A 21,227-nucleotide genomic window follows, 5' to 3' on the forward strand; every position below is an offset into this window, starting at 1 on the left:
TTCTGTGGCGCTCCCGCCTTCTGTGTCTTAACCTTAAGTCACATTTGGGGGAGTTATGCCACAGGATATCGTTTTTTCTTTCTTTCTTATTTTTGCCGGTGCACTCGTTCTCGCGACTTTCGCACTCTACACACGCCAACCCATACTCGTCGCCTACATAGCACTCGGTGCCATTGCAGGCCCGTATGGCATGGGCTGGATTGAGCACCCAGATGAGCTCACAGACATGGCTCATATCGGGATTATATTTCTTCTCTTTCTCCTCGGGCTGGATATGCAGCCTTCTTCGCTGTTTGCGGTACTGAAGAAAGCGATGTCCGTTGCACTACTCAGCTCGTTGCTGTTCTTTGGCGTAGGGGCCGGCGTCACACACCTGCTTGGCTACGGATTTATGGATGCCATCATCGTTGGCCTGGCGCTTATGTTTTCGAGCACCATCATTGGTTTAAAACTCTTGCCCACGACGGTTCTCCACCACAAACACAGCGGTGAACTCATGGTCGGTCTTCTCCTGATTCAGGATATGATCGCTATCCTGACTCTCATACTACTTGGCGTGCTGAGCGGTGAATCCGACCAGCCTGTCTGGCAGCCGTTTCTGGCCCTGCCTGTACTCGCGGCAGCCTGTTACCTGATCGTGAAGCTAGTTCTTCTTCCGCTCATTCAACGCTTCGATCGCTATCAGGAATACCTGTTCATTATGGCCATCGGCTGGTGTCTGGCTGTTGCCGAGGCCGCTGCTGTGATCGGACTTTCCGGGGAGATAGGTGCATTCATTGCCGGGGTGACTCTGGCAACCAGCCCTATCGCTCAGTTTATGGCGATCAGCCTTAAGCCACTGAGAGACTTCTTTCTCGTCATGTTCTTTTTCACACTGGGTGCGGGCGTCAATCTTGGAATGCTGGAGGAGGTGCTGGTTGGCGCAGTGTTACTGGCGGGGGCTGTTCTGACGCTGAAACCATTGACGTTCCGGGTGCTTCTCGGGCGCTTCAGTGAGACGCCGAAGCTAGCCTGGGATGTTGGTTTCCGGCTGGGGCAAATCAGTGAGTTTTCACTGCTGGTGGTATTCGTGGCAATTGAGAGCGCACTCCTCACGGAGCGCGCATCCCTCCTGGTTCAGGCAACAGCGATTATCACATTCGTCCTGTCCAGCTATATCGTCGTATTCAACTACCCCAACCCAATCGCCATCAGCGACAAGTTGAGGCGTGATTGACTAGTCTTTATTCAGGTTAACGCGGTAACGACCGACGCCTTCCCCTTTGATGATCCGGGAGAGAACATCAGGAAGTTCTTTCCGGCCGATCTCAGTGGTCATGCTTTCAAGGCTTTCCAGTTTCCAATCGCCTGCAGCCTTATCCAGTACCGCTTGCTTGTCCGCTCGTGGAATCTCAACCGAATCCACACCGAGAAGACTGACGCCACGCAGAATAAACGGGAACACACTCGCTTCAACCTTGACGCCAGCAATCATACCGCAAGTAGTCACAGCGCCCTCAGGCATCAGCTGCGGCAGTATGGCTGACACCATATCCCCACCGACGGTATCAACAGCCGCCTGATAAACAGGCTTCGCCATCGCTTTACCTTTCAGTGACAGCACGTCATCGCGGCTTACGATGCGTTTTGCACCAAGAGATTCAAGCCAGTCGTTTTTATCTGCTTTACCTGAAAGAGCAACGACACTGTAGCCTAATTTAGACAGCAAAGAGACAGCCACAGAGCCAACGCCGCCTGTAGCACCAGTGACTAATACCGGGCCACGGTCCGGCGAAATACCCGCCCGCTCAAGCTTTTGTACGCTCAGAGCCGCAGTAAAGCCAGCGGTGCCCCACGCCATCGCCTCTGACGCTGAAATACCCTCAGGTTTCTTCAGCACCCATGCGGCAGGCACACGAATATGCTGGCCATAACCGCCGTTTGTATTCATGCCCAGGTCGTAACCGAATACGACAACCTCGTCACCCTTCGAGAACGCGCTATCACTGCTTTCAAGAACAGTACCTGCGGCATCAATACCCGGTGTGTGCGGATAGGCTTTTGTGACGCCACGATTACCAGTCGCGGAAAGTGCATCTTTGTAGTTCACCGAGGAGTAGGCGACCTCGATGAGGACGTCCCCCTCCGGCAAGTCGGAATCTTCCTGCTTAACCCACGAAGCCTCGAATTTCTTATCCGCTTCCTCTACCTGATATGCTAGAAAACTCATCGTATTACCCTTTTGTCTGCATCTGATTCTGAACGGCAGTCAGGACCCGCGTTACAGCGCGCTCAAAGCCCGCCTGAGCGGCAAAGCCCATACGCTCCTGGAATGACCGACGGTACTCGTATGCGACCGTGTACACATCCGCGCGTTCACATGCTGAGACGAGATAATCGTCACTTGTTCCCACCTCGTCTATCAGCTTTTGGTCGAGTGCCTGCTGGCCATACCAGATGTCACCCGTAGCAACCGCATCAATGTCAACACGAGGGCGGAACTGTTTCACATGCTGCTTGAAAAGAACGTGAGTATCGTTCAGATCAGACTGAAATTTCTCTCGCGCTTTATCAGTATTTTCACCGAACATGGTTACTGTGCGCTTATATTCACCCGCAGTGAACATTTCGAAATCTACATCGTTCTTTTTGAGAAGCTTATTGAAGTTCGGGAGCTGGGCCACAACGCCAATAGAACCAACAATTGCAAACGGAGCAGCAACCACCCGGTCTGCAAGGCAGGCCATCATGTAGCCACCGCTTGCGGCGACTTTATCGATGCATACAGTGAGCTGGATACCTTTGTCACGGATGCGCTTTAATTGCGATGCGGCAAGGCCGTAGGAGTGCACCATACCACCGCCGCTTTCGAGGCGGATAACGACTTCGTCGTCCTTAGTGGCCATGGTCAGGATGGCCGTAATTTCACGGCGCATAAGATCAACATCAGATGCTTTGATGTCACCATCAAAATCGATGACGTACACACGTTTTGTTTCTTTGGAAGCATCCGCCCCAGCAGAGGCTGCTTTCTTCTCTGCCTTCTGTTTCGCCTTGTCTTCTTTCTTCCGGTCTTTTTCCAGCTGTTTCAGAGTAGCTTCTGTATTGATCTCATTTTCGAGCTGCTCTTTGTAATCTTCCAGCTGCTCGTTCAGCTTACGAATTTTCAGTTCACCCTCGGAGCCCGACTTTTTCTGTCGGCTACCTAGTGCGATCATTCCACCGACGACCACCAGAATGGCCACGACGAGTGTAACTGTCTTCAAGAGAAAGCTGCCGTAATCTGCAATAAACTCCACTCAGATATCCTTTAATCCTGTATTTGGGAAGAGCCAGCATAACGAAAACCGGGCGTGCCGCAAGCTCTGTCAGGTAAGAGAAGTAACCGCAGTCTGAAATTCAAACAATCGTTCGAATTTCGTTGACACCCTCCAGAGGGCCACTTAGAGTGTCGACAGGCCTGAACGGGCACGAATCAACGGCAGTACTTCCGCCGCCGTAGAACAACACGTAAGTAACCGAAGGATATTGATATGTCATCTGCTGCTGAATTCATCAATGAAATGAACGCTAAATTCAACCCAGCTGCCGCTGAAGGCCTGGATCTGGTTTTCCAGTTCAACATCGAAGACGCGGACAACTACCACCTGATCGTTAAAGACGGCGCCTGCGAAGTTGTTCAGGGTGAAGCGGGTGATCCAAACGTAACTCTGATCATGAACAGCGAGACCCTGCAGGGTATCGTTAATGGTGATCTGGACGGCATGATGGCATTCATGTCTGGTCAGCTGAAAGTCGAAGGCGACATGATGCTGGCGACTAAGCTGGGTGAACTGTTCCCTGCTTAATATCGACAGATACGATAAAAGCGGCCGATGGCCGCTTTTTTTGTACTTGTGTTTTACCACTGCCCGGCGATGGCGCTCTCCGCAACGTCATTCACCGGCCGAGCAACCAGTCCTTTCGTGGTCCGGACAACACTGAACACAGCACCATTCTCCATAGGCATATAGACTGCGCTGCCAAAATCTGCATCCAGCCACAGATCGTAGTTGCGTAACCAGCTCCAGACATCAAAGCCTTCGGAACCACCAAACCCATAAACCGTTCTAGGTGCACTACGTTCCTGCTCAAGACTCAGATAACGCCCTGACAAGCGATCAAACCGATACAAAGGTTCCTTGCCCAGTGCCAGTAATGGGCCAGTCCATACCAGCATACGTACATCGAGCTGCCATTGATCGCCTTTTACAACGAAGCGCTCTTCTTCGCCTTCAGAGTCAACCAATGTCAGATCAAATACCTGTGGCTCGATTTCATAAATGCTTACCGACGCCAGAGGCCGTTCCTGAATGGCGGATCGATAGCTGGCCAGATCCCACACGACCAACCCTAACCAGATAGCCCCAGCAATAAGGATCATTCCTGTAGTGCCTCGGAGCCACTGCCTGAACCAGCCTTTGCCGGCCCAGAGAAAGAGTGCCACAACGACCGCAATTAGAATTGCGCCACTGCTGATTAGTGTAAGACTAGTTTGCAACATGACCGGCTCTCAACTGCACCATACTCTCTTCAGCCATGCGTAATGCATCACTGCCGCCAGAGGCTGGAGAATCATACGTGTCCAGATAATACTCAACTGCAGTTACTGCGTCAGCGAAGGCATCCATATCCTGAGACGAAGGTGCCACTCTTGAGTCCATCACCTGATGCTCGACGAACTCCTCAAGCTCGAGCAACATCGCGCGGAGATCGGCCTTACCCAGAAAAATAACTGCACCACTTACGTCCCGCAGGCTCTTACCTACATTCTTCACGTGCAGTTTATCTCCGCTATCAACATAGGAAGCCACGGCTCTTTTCACCATCACTAGCGCTGTCACCGACTCAGAGACCACAGCGATATTCGCCTCTTTAAGCGTGACGGGATCAATAACCTGAGAACCTTTCAGGCTGTTAGACTGAACAATTGCCTGAACATCCTGTTCGATACGGATAATGTCGTCCGCCAGGCCTTCAATATCCGCCTGTCCCGACCGTATCTGACGGATTACTCCGTCAGCGAGCTCGGCCGTCGGATTCATATCGACCATGATCAGGGTATCTGAGATACGCTCCAGCCGCTCGATCAACTCAGAGTCTTCGACAGCAAGTTCGGGGTTGCGCTGACTGCGATCAATGATGTCTTTTAATGCTTCAATTTCGTCCTGCAGAGCGCGTGCGAAGGACACCAGCGCAGACTGGTCCGGACCACTAAGATCGTTACGGGTGACCCTCAACTCCCGTTCGCGAACATGATCCGCCAACTGGAAACTGCTATGCAGCAGTTTTAGACGGTCAGACTCAGGCTGAGCCAACGCAACCAGGTACAGGAACTCTTTCAGCAAAGCGTCAGATGGCTGCTCGTTGAATGCTGCACCTTCAGTTGCCTGAAGTTTACGGACCTGACGATCCAACTGACCAACCAGAGAGATACGCTGTGGTGTGACGTCGAATTCATCCTGCTGCAAAGCATCCAGCGCTCCAGAAACAACTTCCCAGAATATCCAGCTGTGAGATCCTCTGGCCGCCAGCTCAAGACGTTCAACAGCCCTGACGAGCACCTGTAAGGGGCCACGTTTGCCGGAGCCACGAATTAGTCCCAGCAAGCCCAGTTGAAGCATCTGCCGCACACGACGATAAGCGACTGCACGATTCGCAGCGGCCTTCGGCTGGTCCAGCTTCGGGCGCAGGTTATTCAGAAAGAAATACCCTTCAGGCAAGCCTTTTTCTGCTCGCTCACGTCTCACGAGATTGATGGTAGGTATCAACAGCGATGGAGCAACATCCTGACCTGTAATCACAAATTCTATGTATCGTTTCAGGTACACCACAGCCTGAGTGGACGCATCAAGAAGGCCTTCACTGACACCTGAATTGAGTGATCGGCGGATGGTTTCGGTAAGCTCCTCACACAAGCGCTCACCCGCACGGAAGTCGAGCATCTTAAAAGTGCCGCGAAGCTGACGAATTTCTTCCAGAAAAGTACGGATGGTCTCTTCACTGTCATCGGTACTGTAGGTATCCAGCTGAACCGCCGCATGGTCCAGCGCGTTTTCAATCTCTTTGCGCACCACGTGTAACGACGATGCGAACTGATTTGAAACTTCTGCGCTAGGTAAATCTGCCATTTTTATTGTCTTCCTGTCCGACCAATAACGCCGCCGGGTTATTTATTACTGAATAGTCGCTCTGGCGGATTCTACCGGAGTGATGGGTGTTTTCATCAACTGGCAGACAGACGCACCGATATCCCGTAGAAACGGCATAGTTCAACATAACCTGCCTGGTTGATAAATCCGTGCTCGCCTTCGCAGTTTCGCCATTCAGTTTTTTATTATTAAGAGCGACGCCACAGCGCCCCTTCACTTTTCTTGTCTATCAAGTCCAGAAACGCCTCGTGGGCGGCTGCTTCCTCTGTAGTGGCCTTTACTACTTTCAATGCCGCTGCATCGACTTTGATGTCGCCCAGATCAAGCTCGACAACCGCCGAATCTGATTCGTCCTCCCCAAGGGCGAGATCCGTCTGGCCGCCGGTCATCATCAGATAAACATCGGCCAGAATTTCGGCATCGAGCAAAGCGCCGTGGAGTTCACGGTGCGAGTTATCAATACCATAGCGTTTACACAAGGCATCGAGGCTGGCACGTGCACCCGGGTGCATCTGGCGGGCCATCACAAGCGTATCAAGGATGCCACAGAAATCGCGTGTTGGCGTCATATTCAAGCGCGAGAATTCCGCATCCATCATACCGACGTCAAACGGCGCGTTGTGAATAACGAGCTGAGCGCCATCAATAAACGTGCGGAAATCATCAACGACCTGACTGAATACAGGCGCGCCCTGTTCAATCAGCCACTCGTTGGTAATGCCATGGACCTCTGCTGCTTCTTCATCAATAGGCCGCTCAGGGTTGATATAAACGTGATAATGCCGTCCGGTCAGCTTGCGTTTAATAACCTCAACACAGCCGATTTCTATGATTCTGTGACCATCGCCAATACCGGTGGTTTCTGTATCAAGTACTACCTGTCTCATTTAACTGCCTCTGCTGCACCACGATTTGCCAGTTGATCCGCACGTTCATTACCATCATGGCCGGCATGCCCTTTTACCCAGTGCCACTCAACCTCATGGCGCGAGCACTCCTTATCGAGAGCTTGCCACAAATCTTTATTTTTCACCGGTTGTTTTGATGCCGTCTTCCAACCGTTTTTTTTCCAACCAGCCAACCACTGATTAATGCCTTGTTTTACGTACTTTGAGTCTGTTGTCAGAACAACCTGACAAGGGCGGGTCAAAGCCTTCAGGCCCTCGATTGCAGCCATGAGCTCCATACGATTGTTCGTCGTATTGTTTTCGCCGCCCCACAGCTCTTTTTCGTTTTCGCCGTATTTTAACAATGCGCCCCAGCCTCCCGGGCCCGGGTTACCTTTACACGCACCATCGGTGAACAGCTCTACTTTCATGTCTTACAGTGATCCTCTGGTTCTGGATACAGGCTTTCTGGTCGCAGGAATCGCGAAGCCCAGTTTCGGTTCGCGCCGCACTTTACGCCCTGAACGTATGGTTGTCATGCCTGCTACGGTTTTCCGTGCCACCAAAAGGTATATATTTCCGGCGACCATCCGATTGCCTGCCAGAACACGATCAAACCGGCGGCTCATAGCTTCAGATCCAATTTTTACAGGCCATAAATGCGCAGCGGTAGTGATATTTTCAACCCGGAAGTCCAGTAGCATCAGCCAGTCTGACAAGCGTAATGGTGCGACAGGGTTTGACACCCAGGGCAATTCTGTCGACATGGTTCGCAGCCACCGAACACCACCCCAGGTGCTGTAGGGATTAAATCCAACAACAACCAGATAACCGCCCGAAACAAGCGAGCGAGTGGCCTCCCGCACCAACTGGTGTGGCCGGTTTGTCATATCGAGCGCATGCTGAAGAACCACGACATCAAGCGCTTCATCAGGGAACGGCCAGCGCGTATTATCGATCTGAGCCTGACAATCAACCAGGCCTCTCTGCCAGGGCAAACCCACGCGAAAGGTATGATCCGCCCGACTACGACTCAGGAACTTAGGGTCTGAATCTACGCCGGCGTAAAGAAGATGACGTCCTCTTAAGTGGGAGACTCTTTCCTCAAGCCACGAGCCCTCCAGCGCCATCAGTCTTTGTGTATCCTTGCGACTCAACCATCGCTTCTGAACCTGAGTTTTTATTCTGTGGCCGTGTTTCATTTGACACTGTTCGCCTTGCGGGCATGGATTATGCTGATAGACTGACAGGAAAACGTAGTCAGACACCAGTTGTATGAAGTTATTGCAAGTATGCCTGCTGACGGCAGTCCTGTCAGCGTGCAGTTCCATCGCCCCGAAAAACGAGCCTGCCTCAGAAGACAACATCGCAGGCATCGCACCAGATCAGCCAGTCAGCGACACCGCACCAGCCCTCCAGGCCGAACCAGTTCCCGAAGAAGAGTTTACGGAGCCTCTGGCGCCAGCAACTTCCTGGGATCGTGTTGTTCGTAATTTCGGACTTGAACTCGACACATCAAATTCGCGCGTAAAACGTCACATGGACTGGTACATCAGACACCCACGACACCTGGAACAGGTATCTGATCGTGCGCGCCGCTATCTTCACTACATCGCAAGCGAAGTTGAACGTCGCGAGATTCCGGGCGAACTGGCTTTGCTCCCGGTTGTCGAAAGTGCCTTCGACCCCTTCGCCTACAGTCATGGCCGTGCTTCAGGCGTGTGGCAGTTTATACCGTCGACAGGTCGCGCCTACGGGCTCCATCAGGACTGGTGGCATGACGGTCGCCGCGACATTCGCAGCGCTACCAACGCGGCCCTCAATTACCTCGAATACCTTGCAGGTCGCTTCGATGGCGACTGGATGCTCGCGCTTGCCAGTTACAACTCTGGTGCAGGCACCGTAAGAAAAGCCATCAGAAAGAACAAACGCAAAGGGCTGGATACCGATTTCTGGAGTCTGGATCTTCCTAAAGAGACCCGTGCTTATGTGCCTAAGCTCGTCGCTATTTCCTACCTGTTGAAGCATAGGGAAGATTACGACATCGCCTGGAGAGATATTGAAGATGCTCCCTACTTCGCTATCGTGCCAACAGGTGGTCAGATTGACCTGTCACAGGTCGCCGAACTTGCAGACACCGACCTCGATGAGATCTATCGCCTGAATCCACAATTTAATCGCTGGGCAACTCATCCTGACGGCCCTCACGAAGTCCTGATTCCTGCGACGCAGGAGTTTATCTATCGAGAGAACCTCGCCAACCTGGATGAGAACTCGAGACTGAAATGGCAACGATACGTGGTTCGTTCGGGCGACAGCCTGATCACTATTGCCCGGAAACATAACATCACGGCGGAAGTTGTCCGCAGCGCCAATCAGTTGAAGTCAGACACCATCTACGCGGGTCAGCAGCTTCTTATTCCTTCTGCACTAAAAGCCGGCGGCGAATATGGTTTGAGCCTGAGTGAGCGCCTGACCCGCAAGCAGAATGCAGGTCAAACGGCAAACCGCTCACAGCGCGTAGATTACCGCGTTAAGAATGGCGACAGCTTCTGGAAGATTGCTCGCATGTACGACACCTCGGTCAATAAACTGAGTCGTTGGAATGGCATGGCGCCTGGCGACCCACTCAGAGTCGGTCAGAAGCTGACCATCTGGACCACGGAGTCTGACGGTCAGCGAGAGGAAGTGCGTAAGGTGTATTACAAAGTGCGCAGCGGTGACAACCTGAGCACCATCGGTTCCCGCTTCAATGTCACGGTGTCCGACATCAAGCGCTGGAACTCAAGCAAACTGGGGGGCCGTTATCTGAAGCCCGGCCAGAATCTGACTTTGTATGTAGATGTCATTCGCTAAACCCTACCTCGCTGCACTGGCGCTCTGGCTGACCCTGAGCGCCTCAATGTCCTTCGCCCTCGATGTATTTGTTGAAGATGCCAGAACGCTACCAGAGCTACCTGTCGTCGATGTCATAGAATCAGAGTCAGCCGTCAAGATAGCAGGTGCGTTCACCACCCTCACCACTACGCTCCCAAAAAACTGGAAGCGCCTGCCGTCAACACCATCAGACGACCTCCTGGACGATCTTTATGTTCCTCTGGCAGGAAAGCCGGGGACGGATGGTCTCCGGCCACCGCTTCTGGCAGCAAGCTGGCGTGACGAGCCAGACAACCACAAAATCATTTTCCGCATCCATCCAGGGGCAACCTGGAGCGATGGCATACCCGTCACAACAAAAGACGCTATATACACTCTTTTCTACTTGTCAGAGCTAACGTCCGGGACACCCTATCAACGTCAGCTGATTAATCAGTCTTTGACGGGGATTACGCAATACGATGCCGAACACTTCGCTCTCCACTACTCACAAAAGTATGACAGAGCACCCGAAGCATTATTTGGATTACGAATCATGCCCGGGCACGCCGCGGGCATGGCCGCTGATGCACGTCCACCAGTAAACGGCCCTTACCTCCCTACCGATCTGAATGGCACCACCATGAGTCTGGAGAGAAACCCTGACTGGTGGGGAGACAATGTACCTGCACTGAGTGATCGATTCAGAATACGGAAAATAGTCTTTCATAAAGCTTCAGCGGAGAGGTTCGATCAATTCATACAAGGCCAGGTTGACTGCATCAGCACGACATCAATATCCGACAGCGCCGATGAGTGGCTGAAGACACTGCTTGAAATCAAAAACATTACTCACATTATCAGTGAAGCCGAGAACCCACTCAGCGTTTTACTGATTGCTTCTGGCAGCCTGGATCAAGATCGCTTTACTCTTCTGAAGGAGCAAGTATTCAGCGCAGTTGATGGTGAGAAGTCCGAAGGCCTGGTTGCCGATGTTATTTTCAGCCCCGCACCAACACTGAACTGGGCCAGCCAGGCTGAATACTCTCAAGTGCCATCACGGATATTCAAATCCCGGGTACGAACCGGGTTTTATGAGGCGGCAATAATCGCCCTTCCGCAAAGCAAGATCGCAAACCATGCAGAAGTACTACGTTATCTTTCGTCGAATGACAGCAACCTCCATATTGCCGCTCTATACGACATTCCCTATTATCAATACGCATGCTGGCCCTGGGTGACACTCCCGGAGCCGGGAGAAGAAAAAGGTGACCTCCTCTCACCGACAGACATCTATCAGGGTGGCTACATCGGGCTAGACCGGCGACAGAGAGCGCGCGTTCTTGGCAGGCCTGACCGGGACGAGGATGAAGAGCCCGTGGTAATACGCTACCCCGCAACCAACAACACGACACAACCAGAATAACAGGAGCCTAGTGTGGGTCTACTCAGTGGCAAGAAAGCCCTTATTGTTGGCGTGGCCAGCAAACATTCAATCGCCTATGCCATTGCAGAGGCATTTCACAGAGAAGGTGCCGAGCTGGCGTTTACGTATCAGGGTGACAAGCTCGGCGAACGTGTTAAAAAAATGGCTGCAGACTGGAATTCAGATCTGTGCTTCCCCTGTGACGTATCATCAGATGACGACATTCAGGGCGTGTTTGATTCGCTTAAAGAAACATGGGACGGCATAGATATCCTCATCCACTCCGTAGGGTTTGCTCCAGCTGAGGAACTCAATGGCGATTATCTCGACGTCACCAGCCGAGAAGGTTTCCGGGTGGCACACGACATCAGCTCCTACAGCTTCGTGGCACTGGCAAAGCACGCAAAACCAATGATGGAAGGCCGGAACGGAGCCATGCTCACGCTGACGTATCACGGCTCTCAGCAGACACTGCCAAACTATAACGTCATGGGGCTCGCTAAGGCCTCGCTCGAAGCGTCTGTGCGCTACCTCGCAGGCTCAACCGGACCTGATGGTATCCGCGTCAATTCAATTTCTGCCGGGCCTATAAAAACGCTGGCTGCGTCCGGCATTAAGAGCTTCCGAAAAATGCTCAAGAAAAACGCAGAGCGTGCTCCACTCAAACGAAACATCACGGCTGCGGAAGTCGCAAATACCGCGGTATTTTTGTGTTCCGACATGGCATCAGGTGTAACGGCACAGAATATCTATGTCGACGGTGGGTTTAACACCTGTGCCATGAGTCTGGAAGAGATGGACGATTAATAAATCGTTTTTGGGGCAGTGACCCGACTAACCAATAAAAAAGGCAGCCCACGGCTGCCTTTTTTATTGTTCGGACTAACTACTGAATTACCTTACTGGGAAATCTCAGTATTAGCTTTTGACCATGCCTGGTAGCTCACCATATCGTCACGGGCAGACTGATTGCGAACAGAGGTTTTAAGCTCATCCGTTAACGCCATATCTTCCCATGACTTACGATCAACAGACGTCAGTTTGACCACTGTATACCCAGCAGGTGAAGACACTACATCTGACTCGCCTTCAGCCAGTGCAAAGGCCTTCTGCTGTGCAACACGAGGCGCATCTGTTGATTGACGCAGTGTGGTCGTCACCTCACTCCAGTCAGCATCTGCCTCACCTGCGAGAATAGCTTGAGCCTTCTCAGAAGCAGCCTCAAGCGCTTTCTGGCTGGTCAGAGCAGCAACAACCTGACCACGAACTTCATCGAGTGGCTTAGGCTGAGCATCCTGATAATCATCAACAACGAACACCATAGAGCCTGCTTCCATATCGACAAGGTCACTCAGCTCACGATCAAGCTTCATGTTATCTTCAAAGGCTGCCCGGCGAACCTGATCTGAATCAGCAACACCCTGACCACTTGTCTGGGTAAAATAATCACTGGTCTGAACCTCGAGGCCTGAACTTGCTGCCAGCTCTTCAATCGTTTCAGCCGAGAACGCTGAATTAGCGAGTTCCTGGCTACGCTCAGCGAACAGGAAGCCTGCCTTCTCAGCTTTTACGATATCGACCAGTTCATCACGAACGTCAGCCATCGCGGGAACATCTGCAGACTGAACGGATACAGCCTTAATAATGTGAACACCGAATTCAGTCACGATTGGCTCGGACACTTCGCCTTCTTCGAGCGCGAAAAGAGCATCATCGAACGCTGGGTCAAACGCACCGCGAGGGTTAACACCCAATGAGCCGCCCATGTCAACCGAACCGCCATCTTCTGATACATCCGCCGCGACAGTCGCGAACGACTCACCATTCTCGAGGCGCGTACGAGCAGCTTCTGCCAGTTCAAGCGCTTCGCTTTCAGAACGGTCTTCGGTCAGGAACAGAATATGCGCAGATTCACGCTGTTCATTCTGTTCGATATCAGCAACGTAATCCTGATATGCCACTTCGAGATCTTCGTCAGTGACTTCCTGTGCATTTTCAATGCTGTCGCGAGACAGGAGCACATAACGAATGCGCGCACGCTCTGGAGTCATGAAACGCTGTATATTCTCGTCGTAATACGCAGTAATTTCATCATCCAGCACTTCGACAGAATCTTTAAACTGATCCGCTGATACCGAAGCGTAAGAGAATGTGCGTTGTTCATTTTCAAGAGACTGGCGCAACTGCATTTCGAATGGAGTTTCAATGGTCGACAGCATGAAGGCTGCACGAACCTGATTCTGACGAACACTGTCAGCCAGCATTGCACGGTACTGCGCAACTGAATAACCATTCATCCGCAGAACCAGCTTAAATTGTTCCGGATCGTACTCGCCCGCCGTTTGGAACGAAGGCGTATTTACAATCATTTGATCAACGATACCCTTTGCTGCATACAGGTCGAGTTTGTCCGCCTGAGTCTGTGCAACTTTTTCGTTAATCAATTGTTCAACAGCCGACTGCTCAAGAAACTTGTCATTGAACAGACCGTCATCGTACTGATCGCCAAACTGACGACGCAGCTGATTTTTCTGCTCAGCAATTTTTTGCTGAACCTCGACGCGGCTAATCTCATAGTCGCCAACCGTCGCTACGGGTTTTTCGCCACCGCCAAGATTGACAATGCTTTCAACACCCCAAAGTGCGAAAACAACAATAATAAAACCTACGATGATTTTGGCGATGATGCCCTGCGCATTATTACGCATGGTCTGTAGCATGTTTCCTCCCTAATGCCCGGTGATTCCGGACTTAGTGCCTACCGCGACAAGCGGCATTAATAATTATGAGAGCTGATCGTCAGCAACAGCACTATACACAAAAAAAGCGCATCAAGGATGCGCTTTATTCTGGCGGACCGGACGGGACTCGAACCCGCGACCCCCGGCGTGACAGGCCGGTATTCTAACCAACTGAACTACCGGTCCTAACCCTTACAACGGTGTCTTAGTTGACAGCGTCTTTCAGCGCTTTACCAGGCTTGAAGCCAGGTACTTTAGCCGCTTTGATTTCGATCGGAGCGCCAGTCTGCGGGTTACGACCTGTACGAGCAGCACGCTCTTTAACCAGGAAAGTACCAAAGCCAACCAGAGCAACCTGGTCACCTTCTTTCAGAGCACCGCCCACTGCCTCAATCATGGCATCCAGAGCACGACCAGCCGCTGCTTTTGGCAGATCAGCAGAAGCCGCAATAGCATCAATCAGTTCAGACTTGTTCACACTTATCCCCTTATTGCATCCATATCTTTAGTTTTGTTGTGCGACTGGATGATCGCTACAGAAACTTGAGAGCGTTGATTTATACCAACTACCCCCAAGAGCGTCAAGCGACCTTAGTGTGTACTTGGCCGACCTGAGTCATCTTTTTTCGTGTTCGCATCGTCAGTGGTCATAATTTCACCAATTACATCCTCTGGCTTGCTCTCGAGCGCAACATCCAGAACTTCATCAATCCAGTCAACAGGGAGAACCTGCAAGTCGGCTTTAATGTTATCCGGGATATCCTTCAGGTCTTTTTCATTCTCTTTTGGAATGACAACCGTCTTAATTCCACCGCGATGCGCCGCAAGAAGCTTCTCTTTCAGACCACCGATCGCTAGCACTTTACCGCGCAGGGTAATTTCACCCGTCATGGCAACATCGGCACGAACCGGAATTCCCGTCATCACAGAAACCAGAGCGGTAACCATACCAATACCAGCACTCGGACCATCCTTCGGCGTAGCCCCCTCTGGTACGTGAATATGCAGGTCGTGCTTCTCGAAGTAGTCTTCTGCGATCCCCATACCCGCAGCACGCGAGCGAACGACCGTGAGTGCCGCCTGAATAGACTCCTGCATCACCTCACCCAGCTTACCGGTTTTGACGATACGCCCTTTACCCGGCGTTGCAGCGCCTTCCAGAGTCAGCAGCTCACCGCCAACCGACGTCCACGCCAGACCAGTCACCTGGCCAACCTGATTATCGGAAGCCGCCAGCCCGTAGGAGAACTTGCGCACACCCAGGTGATCCTGAAGCATTTCCTCACTGATTTCGCGCTGCACATTCGATTTATCAAGCATATTTGCTTTCACTACACGACGGCACAGTTTCGCGACTTCACGTTCAAGGCCACGCACACCCGCCTCACGCGTGTAGTAACGAATAATCTCGCGCAGACGATCATCAGACACTTCAATTTCACTGTCTTTGAGGCCATTCAGCTTAATCTGCTTAGGCAGCAGATAACGACGCGCAATATTTACTTTCTCGTCTTCGGTGTAGCCCGGGATACGAATAACTTCCATACGATCCAGCAGCGGACCGGGAATATCCATACTGTTCGAAGTACAGACAAACATCACATCAGACAGATCGTAGTCGACTTCGAGATAATGATCGGCAAATGCAGTGTTCTGCTCCGGATCAAGCACCTCAAGAAGTGCCGATGCCGGATCACCACGATGATCCATGCCCATTTTGTCGATTTCATCCAACAGGAAAAGTGGGTTCTTCACTTCAACCTTGGACATTTTCTGGATCAGTTTGCCCGGCATAGAGCCGATATAGGTACGACGATGACCACGAATCTCAGCTTCGTCACGCACGCCACCGAGCGCCATTCTTACAAACTTACGATTGGTCGCACGGGCAATGGATTTACCCAGTGACGTTTTACCCACACCCGGAGGCCCTACCAGACACAGCACCGCGCCCTTCACTTTCTTAACGCGGCTCTGTACTGCCAGGTACTCAAGAATACGTTCTTTTACTTCCTCAAGACCGAAGTGATCCGCATCCAGGATCTCGCTGGCTTTAGCGATATCGTTGTTTACCCGACTGCGCTTTTTCCAGGGAATATTGATCAACCAATCAAGATAACCGCGAACCACAGACGCTTCTGCAGACATTGGTGACATCATGCGCAGCTTCTTCAGCTCAGCATCGGCCTTTTCACGAGCGTCTTTGCTCATGCCTGACTCTTCAATACGATTCGTCAGCTCTTCAAATTCATTAGAGCCGTCTTCCATATCGCCAAGCTCTTTCTGAATGGCTTTCATCTGCTCATTCAGGTAATACTCACGCTGGCTTTTTTCCATCTGCTTCTTAACACGGCCGCGAATCCGTTTCTCGACTTTGAGAAGATCAATCTCGGACTCCATCAGCTCCATCAAGTGCTCGACACGATCTTTCGCATTGAGAACCTCAAGAACGTCCTGCTTCTCTTCCAGCTTCAGGGAGAGGTGTGCAGCAATGGTGTCGGCCAGACGGCTGGCATCTTCGATATTCGAGATAGTTGAAAGAACTTCACTCGGGACTTTCTTCGACAGCTGAACATACTGTTCGAAATGACCGGTTAATGAACGGAGCAGCACTTCATTCTCGCGCTCGCTTAATTCTTCCTCTTCGACAACCGTGATGTCACCGCGGTACATGTCACCGGCGTCGACCAGATTGTCCAGTCGAGCACGGACATCACCTTCAACGAGTACTTTCACAGTACCGTCAGGGAGCTTCAGTAGCTGCAGAATGGTGGCTAGCGTTCCTGTCTCGTGCATACCTTCAAGAACAGGTGCATCGTCGGCGGCATCGCGCTGTGCAGCCAGCATGATGCGTTTATCTCCATCCATTGCCTCCTGCAGTGCGTTGATCGATTTTTCACGTCCGACAAACAGAGGAATGACCATCGCTGGAAACACCACGACGTCACGGAGAGGCAATAACGGAAGGTTTTGCTGTGACATATTTACAACCTGTTCAAAGTATCTGTAACACTATTGATATTGGGGATGGCAACAGAGGATTACAAGGGGACAGAAAAAGAAAAGGAGCCATTCGGCCCCTTCTCTGTAACGCAATTCTAAAAGTGTGGATCAGTCGTCATCTGGTGAGACTTTACCAACATCATTGCTTTCATAAATAATGAGCGGTTCGGCTTCGCCGCGGATAACGGAATCCTCGACCACAACTTTGGCGACATGCTCTTCTGACGGTACGCGGTACATACTATCAAGCAGCGCCGCTTCAAGAATTGAACGCAAGCCACGAGCACCGGTCTTTCTCTCCATCGCCAGTTTAGCGATAGCGTCCAGCGCAGTGTCACGGAACTCGAGCTCAACGTCTTCCATTTCGAAGAGACGCTGATACTGACGTACAAGCGAGTTCTTCGGTTCGGTCAGAATACGTACAAGCGCGTCTTCATCCAGCTCATCCAGCGTTGCCACAACCGGCAGACGACCAATAAATTCAGGAATCAGACCGAACTTAACCAGATCTCCTGATTCAATTTCGCGCAGAACTTCACCAACCGCCTTCTCGTCTTCTTTGCCCTTCACAGTGGCAGAAAAACCGATGGAACTCTTCTCAGAGCGGTCACGGATGATATTGTCCAGTCCGGCAAAAGCACCACCACAGATGAACAGGATATTGCCCGTATCTACCTGCAGGAACTCCTGCTGCGGATGCTTACGTCCACCCTGAGGCGGAACAGAAGCAACAGTACCTTCGATCAGTTTCAGAAGTGCCTGCTGAACACCCTCACCCGATACGTCACGAGTGATGGATGGGTTGTCAGATTTACGCGAGATCTTATCGATTTCGTCAATATAAACAATGCCGCGCTGCGCCTTGTCGACATCGTAATCACACTTCTGCAGCAGTTTCTGAATGATATTCTCAACATCCTCACCCACGTAACCCGCTTCAGTCAGCGTTGTTGCATCGGCGATAGTAAATGGAACGTTCAAAAGACGCGCCAGCGTTTCAGCCAGCAGCGTTTTACCACTACCAGTAGGACCGATCAGGAGAATATTACTCTTAGAAAGCTCTACGCCAGTCTTGCCACCATCGTGCTGCAGGCGCTTATAGTGGTTGTACACGGCAACTGCCAGCACCACCTTCGCCTTATCCTGGCCAATTACGTATTCATCCAGAGTCGCCTTGATCTCCTGCGGAGTTGGCAACTGATCTGAGCTCCCTTTTGTTTCGGCGTCCTGTACTTCCTCACGAATGATGTCGTTGCACAAATCAACGCATTCGTCACAGATAAACACCGAAGGCCCGGCGATCAACTTACGGACTTCATGCTGGCTTTTACCGCAAAAAGAGCAGTAAAGCAGCTTACCGTCGTCGCCTTTGCCTTTTGTTTCGTCGGTCATTCGACTGCCTCGTCGTCTTACTTACTGTTTATTCAAAGATGGATGCTTCCGACGGCAATTTCAAGCCGTCGGAGAGAATTAAAGCGGAATATTTCGTTATGCCCGTTTTGTCAGGACTTCGTCGACAATCCCGTAGGCTTTAGCCGCTTCTGCATCCATAAAGTTATCGCGTTCGGTATCCGCAATAACTTTGTCCAGAGGTTGGCCCGTATGTTCCGCAAGAATGCGATTCAGGCGGTCTTTCGTGTCCTGGATGTTCTGAGCGTGGATAAGAATATCGGTCGCCTGACCCTGAGCACCACCACTTGGCTGGTGAATCATCACGCGTGAATTCGGTACGCTGTAACGCTTACCTTCTGCGCCCGCTGCAAGCAAGAATGCACCCATTGAGCACGCCTGACCAATAACCATAGTGCTCACATCAGGCTTAATGAACTGCATGGTGTCATAGATCGACATACCCGCAGTGACCGAGCCACCCGGTGAGTTAATGTAAAGGTGAATATCTTTGTCCGGGTTCTCAGACTCAAGGAACAGCAGCTGGGCTACGACCAGGTTTGCCATATGGTCTTCGACCTGACCAACCAGGAAGATGACACGCTCTTTCAGCAGGCGTGAGTAGATATCGTAAGAGCGCTCGCCGCGCGCGGACTGCTCTACCACCATTGGTACCAGAGCGTTATCGATAATTTCTGATTGTTGCTTCATGGAGTCAAACATTCGACCCTGCACTCCCTGACGTGAGTAAAAAGAAAAACAGCCGTTATCCTTAAAGGATAGCGGCTGTCTTTCAGTTTAGCCATGTCTTGGCTGAAAGTCAGGTCTGAATGGTAAGTTCTTACGCAGGCTGGTTAGCCAGACGCACAACTTCCTCATAATTAGACTCAACTTCGCTCACCTGAGCAGACTCAAGAACCTTCTCTACTACCTGGTCTTCAAGAGCCAGAGCTTCAACTTGAGCTTTCTGCTGCGGGTTGCTGTTGTAGTATTCGCGAACCTGTTCTGGCTCCTGGTAAGCAGACGCCATCTCTTCGATCAGCGCTTCAACTTTCTCTTCGTCTGGCTTCAGATCTGCAGATTCGATCGCTGCATTCATCAGCAGGCCGATAACAACACGCTTTTCAGCCTGTTCTTTGAACAGTTCAGCCGGAAGCATGCTTGCATCCATCTGCTGACCACCACCAAACTGCTGAACAGCTTGCTGACGCAGACGATCAATTTCCTGATCAACCAGTGCAGAAGGAACTTCAACTTCGTTGTTTTCCTGCAGACCAGCAATAACCTGCTGCTTGGTCAGGTTGCGGATCGCACGACCGAGCTCACGCTCCATGTTCTTACGAATCTCAACCTTGAACTCTTCCAGGTCAGCAGTTTCGATACCGAAACCTTTGAAGAAGTCTTCGTTCAGCTCTGGCATTTCAGGCTTCTTAACTGCTTTAACAGTCACTTTGAACTGAGCTGGTTTACCCTGAAGATCTTCTTTGTGGTAATCCGCTGGGAAAGCAACATCAAGTGTTGTTTCTTCGCCGGCCTTCTTACCAACCAGACCGTCTTCAAAACCTGGGATCATAGAGTTAGAACCCAGAGTCAGGTTGTAGTCGTTTGCCTGACCACCTTCGAACGCTTCACCGTCGATGAAACCTTCGAAATCTACAACAACCTGGTCGCCATCAGCGGCGGCTTCTTCGCTTTCGTTCCACTTAGCCTGCTGCTTCTGCAGGTTTTCAAGCATAGTGTCGAGGTCAGCATCAGTAACTTCAGCGCTGCGCTTCTCGATTTTGATGCTGTCGAAGCCAGCCAAAGCGATCTCTGGGTACACTTCGAAGACTGCTTTGAACTCAAGATCTTTTCCTGCTTCATCAACAGTAGGCTCAAACTTAGGCATACCTGCCAGCTTGATTTCCTGCTCCTGAACCGCCTTAAAGAAAGTCTGCTGCATCTGGTTGTAAACAGCTTCCAGGCGAGCCTGCTTACCGAAACGCTGCTTCAGAACCTTCGGAGGCAGAGGCTTACCAGTACGGAAGCCAGGAGTTTTCTGGTTTTTCTGGCTTTGTGCGATGCGCTTTAACTCTACAACTTCTTGCGCTTCTACTTCCGCAGCGGGTACACCAACGGTCATGCAACGTTCAAGACCAGAGGTTGTCTCAATGGACACTTGCATAGATGCCTCTCATATCAGTTTTCGTGGGAACGGCGAGCCTCCGGCCAACCGTCAATAAATAAAGGTCGCGGATTATAGCTCAAGGAGCAATACGTTAAAACCACCAGAAATAGAGGAACGAAGATAGGCCCGAAAGGGCTATAAAACTATCAAGACAAGGGGGAGAAAGTGGGGTGGCCGACGGGGATCGAACCCGCGACAACAGGAATCACAATCCTGGACTCTACCAACTGAGCTACGGCCACCACATAGACTGCTGAGCTGCCATTAAAATGGCGCACCCGGCAGGGCTTGAACCTGCAACCCTCGGCTTAGAAGGCCGATGCTCTATCCAGTTGAGCTACGGGCGCATGTCCATCTAATCCGAGAGATTAAATGGTCGGGGTAGAGAGATTCGAACTCCCGACATCCTGGTCCCAAACCAGGCGCGCTACCAGACTGCGCTATACCCCGATCTAACAACTTAAAAGGCTGTGCCCCTCAAGTGGATGCGCATATTATAGATGGCTTAGATTCCCGTCAACGGGTTTTTCAAAAAAATGTTTAAAAACAAATGCTTCGGTTAATTTCTCACCAGACTGATGAAAGTCC

The 21,227-nt window shown here is 51.4% G+C and carries 18 protein-coding genes and 4 tRNA genes; 5 read left to right on the plus strand and 17 right to left on the minus strand.

The genetic code is table 11. From position 1 onward, the window contains the following. The first annotated feature begins 55 nt into the window (after positions 1-55). A complete protein-coding gene (locus B3007_RS08090) occupies positions 56-1,216 on the plus strand; it encodes a cation:proton antiporter (protein ID WP_301378813.1) in 1,161 nt (386 codons plus the stop codon). Here B3007_RS08090 and B3007_RS08095 read toward each other — a convergent pair whose 3' ends face one another. Next, positions 1,217-2,209: a YhdH/YhfP family quinone oxidoreductase gene (locus B3007_RS08095; RefSeq protein ID WP_301378815.1), complete on the minus strand. Its 993-nt coding sequence runs from the start codon at positions 2,207-2,209 to the stop codon at positions 1,217-1,219. It lies immediately after the preceding gene. A gap of 4 nt (positions 2,210-2,213) precedes the next feature. Further along, positions 2,214-3,278, minus strand: a complete 1,065-nt coding sequence (sohB, locus tag B3007_RS08100) for a protease SohB (protein ID WP_068443529.1) — start codon at positions 3,276-3,278, stop codon at positions 2,214-2,216. A gap of 234 nt (positions 3,279-3,512) precedes the next feature. Here sohB and B3007_RS08105 point away from each other — a divergent pair, with 234 nt between their 5' ends. Next, positions 3,513-3,827, plus strand: coding sequence for an SCP2 sterol-binding domain-containing protein (locus B3007_RS08105; protein WP_068443527.1), 315 nt, complete (start codon positions 3,513-3,515; stop codon positions 3,825-3,827). Positions 3,828-3,880: 53 nt separating this feature from the next. Here B3007_RS08105 and B3007_RS08110 read toward each other — a convergent pair whose 3' ends face one another. The 5 genes from B3007_RS08110 to B3007_RS08130 form a co-directional block, all read right to left on the minus strand. Then, positions 3,881-4,522, minus strand: a complete 642-nt coding sequence (locus B3007_RS08110) for a hypothetical protein (protein ID WP_068443524.1) — start codon at positions 4,520-4,522, stop codon at positions 3,881-3,883. Beyond that, positions 4,509-6,149, minus strand: coding sequence for a hypothetical protein (locus B3007_RS08115; RefSeq protein ID WP_301378819.1), 1,641 nt, complete (start codon positions 6,147-6,149; stop codon positions 4,509-4,511). The genes B3007_RS08110 and B3007_RS08115 overlap by 14 nt, the downstream gene beginning before the upstream one ends. A gap of 209 nt (positions 6,150-6,358) precedes the next feature. Then, positions 6,359-7,057, minus strand: a complete 699-nt coding sequence (gene dnaQ / locus B3007_RS08120) for a DNA polymerase III subunit epsilon (protein ID WP_301378821.1) — start codon at positions 7,055-7,057, stop codon at positions 6,359-6,361. Further along, complete coding sequence (gene rnhA, locus B3007_RS08125; protein ID WP_068443516.1) at positions 7,054-7,488, minus strand: ribonuclease HI; 435 nt, start codon at positions 7,486-7,488, stop codon at positions 7,054-7,056. Before rnhA ends, dnaQ begins: the two co-directional genes overlap by 4 nt. A 3-nt stretch (positions 7,489-7,491) precedes the next feature. Beyond that, on the minus strand, positions 7,492-8,259 hold the full coding sequence (locus tag B3007_RS08130) for a methyltransferase domain-containing protein (RefSeq protein ID WP_301378823.1): 768 nt from the start codon (positions 8,257-8,259) through the stop codon (positions 7,492-7,494). A 73-nt stretch (positions 8,260-8,332) separates the two neighbouring features. Between B3007_RS08130 and B3007_RS08135 the strand changes: the two genes are divergently transcribed. Genes B3007_RS08135 through B3007_RS08145 form a run of 3 tightly spaced genes read left to right on the plus strand, consistent with a single transcriptional unit; the run spans position 8,333 to position 12,146 of the window. Then, positions 8,333-9,913: a lytic transglycosylase gene (locus tag B3007_RS08135; RefSeq protein ID WP_301378841.1), complete on the plus strand. Its 1,581-nt coding sequence runs from the start codon at positions 8,333-8,335 to the stop codon at positions 9,911-9,913. After that, positions 9,900-11,339 (plus strand): ABC transporter substrate-binding protein, encoded by a 1,440-nt coding sequence (locus B3007_RS08140; protein ID WP_297532631.1) that lies wholly within the window; start codon positions 9,900-9,902, stop codon positions 11,337-11,339. The genes B3007_RS08135 and B3007_RS08140 overlap by 14 nt, the downstream gene beginning before the upstream one ends. 12 nt (positions 11,340-11,351) lie before the next feature. After that, entirely contained in the window at positions 11,352-12,146 is a 795-nt protein-coding gene (locus tag B3007_RS08145; protein WP_076517817.1) for an enoyl-ACP reductase FabI, read from the plus strand. 92 nt (positions 12,147-12,238) lie between these two features. Here the strand turns inward: B3007_RS08145 and B3007_RS08150 are convergent, their stop codons facing one another. The 10 genes from B3007_RS08150 to B3007_RS08195 all read right to left on the minus strand — a co-directional run bounded on the left by B3007_RS08150 (position 12,239) and on the right by B3007_RS08195 (position 21,089). Then, a complete protein-coding gene (locus B3007_RS08150) occupies positions 12,239-14,059 on the minus strand; it encodes a SurA N-terminal domain-containing protein (RefSeq protein WP_301378844.1) in 1,821 nt (606 codons plus the stop codon). Between the two features lie 130 nt (positions 14,060-14,189). Further along, positions 14,190-14,266: transfer RNA gene (locus B3007_RS08155), tRNA-Asp, on the minus strand. A 19-nt stretch (positions 14,267-14,285) separates the two neighbouring features. Further along, on the minus strand, positions 14,286-14,558 hold the full coding sequence (locus B3007_RS08160) for an HU family DNA-binding protein (protein WP_068443502.1): 273 nt from the start codon (positions 14,556-14,558) through the stop codon (positions 14,286-14,288). A gap of 113 nt (positions 14,559-14,671) precedes the next feature. Further along, the gene (gene lon / locus B3007_RS08165) at positions 14,672-17,062 is read right to left on the minus strand and encodes an endopeptidase La (RefSeq protein ID WP_301391444.1); all 2,391 of its coding nucleotides are present in this window, start codon (positions 17,060-17,062) and stop codon (positions 14,672-14,674) included. A 129-nt stretch (positions 17,063-17,191) separates the two neighbouring features. Beyond that, on the minus strand, positions 17,192-18,475 hold the full coding sequence (gene clpX, locus B3007_RS08170) for an ATP-dependent Clp protease ATP-binding subunit ClpX (RefSeq protein ID WP_068444342.1): 1,284 nt from the start codon (positions 18,473-18,475) through the stop codon (positions 17,192-17,194). Between the two features lie 96 nt (positions 18,476-18,571). Further along, the gene (gene clpP / locus B3007_RS08175; protein ID WP_068444339.1) at positions 18,572-19,195 is read right to left on the minus strand and encodes an ATP-dependent Clp endopeptidase proteolytic subunit ClpP; all 624 of its coding nucleotides are present in this window, start codon (positions 19,193-19,195) and stop codon (positions 18,572-18,574) included. A 118-nt stretch (positions 19,196-19,313) separates the two neighbouring features. Continuing rightward, positions 19,314-20,636, minus strand: coding sequence for a trigger factor (tig, locus tag B3007_RS08180; protein WP_076517823.1), 1,323 nt, complete (start codon positions 20,634-20,636; stop codon positions 19,314-19,316). Between the two features lie 169 nt (positions 20,637-20,805). Further along, positions 20,806-20,881 (minus strand) — tRNA-His (locus B3007_RS08185). A 28-nt stretch (positions 20,882-20,909) separates the two neighbouring features. Continuing rightward, positions 20,910-20,986: transfer RNA gene (locus tag B3007_RS08190), tRNA-Arg, on the minus strand. 26 nt (positions 20,987-21,012) lie between these two features. Beyond that, positions 21,013-21,089, minus strand: a tRNA-Pro gene (locus tag B3007_RS08195). Between the last annotated feature and the right edge of the window lie 138 nt (positions 21,090-21,227).

The sequence above is a fragment of the Thalassolituus sp. UBA675 genome, from assembly GCF_002297765.1.
Lineage (GTDB): Bacteria > Pseudomonadota > Gammaproteobacteria > Pseudomonadales > Oceanobacteraceae > Thalassolituus.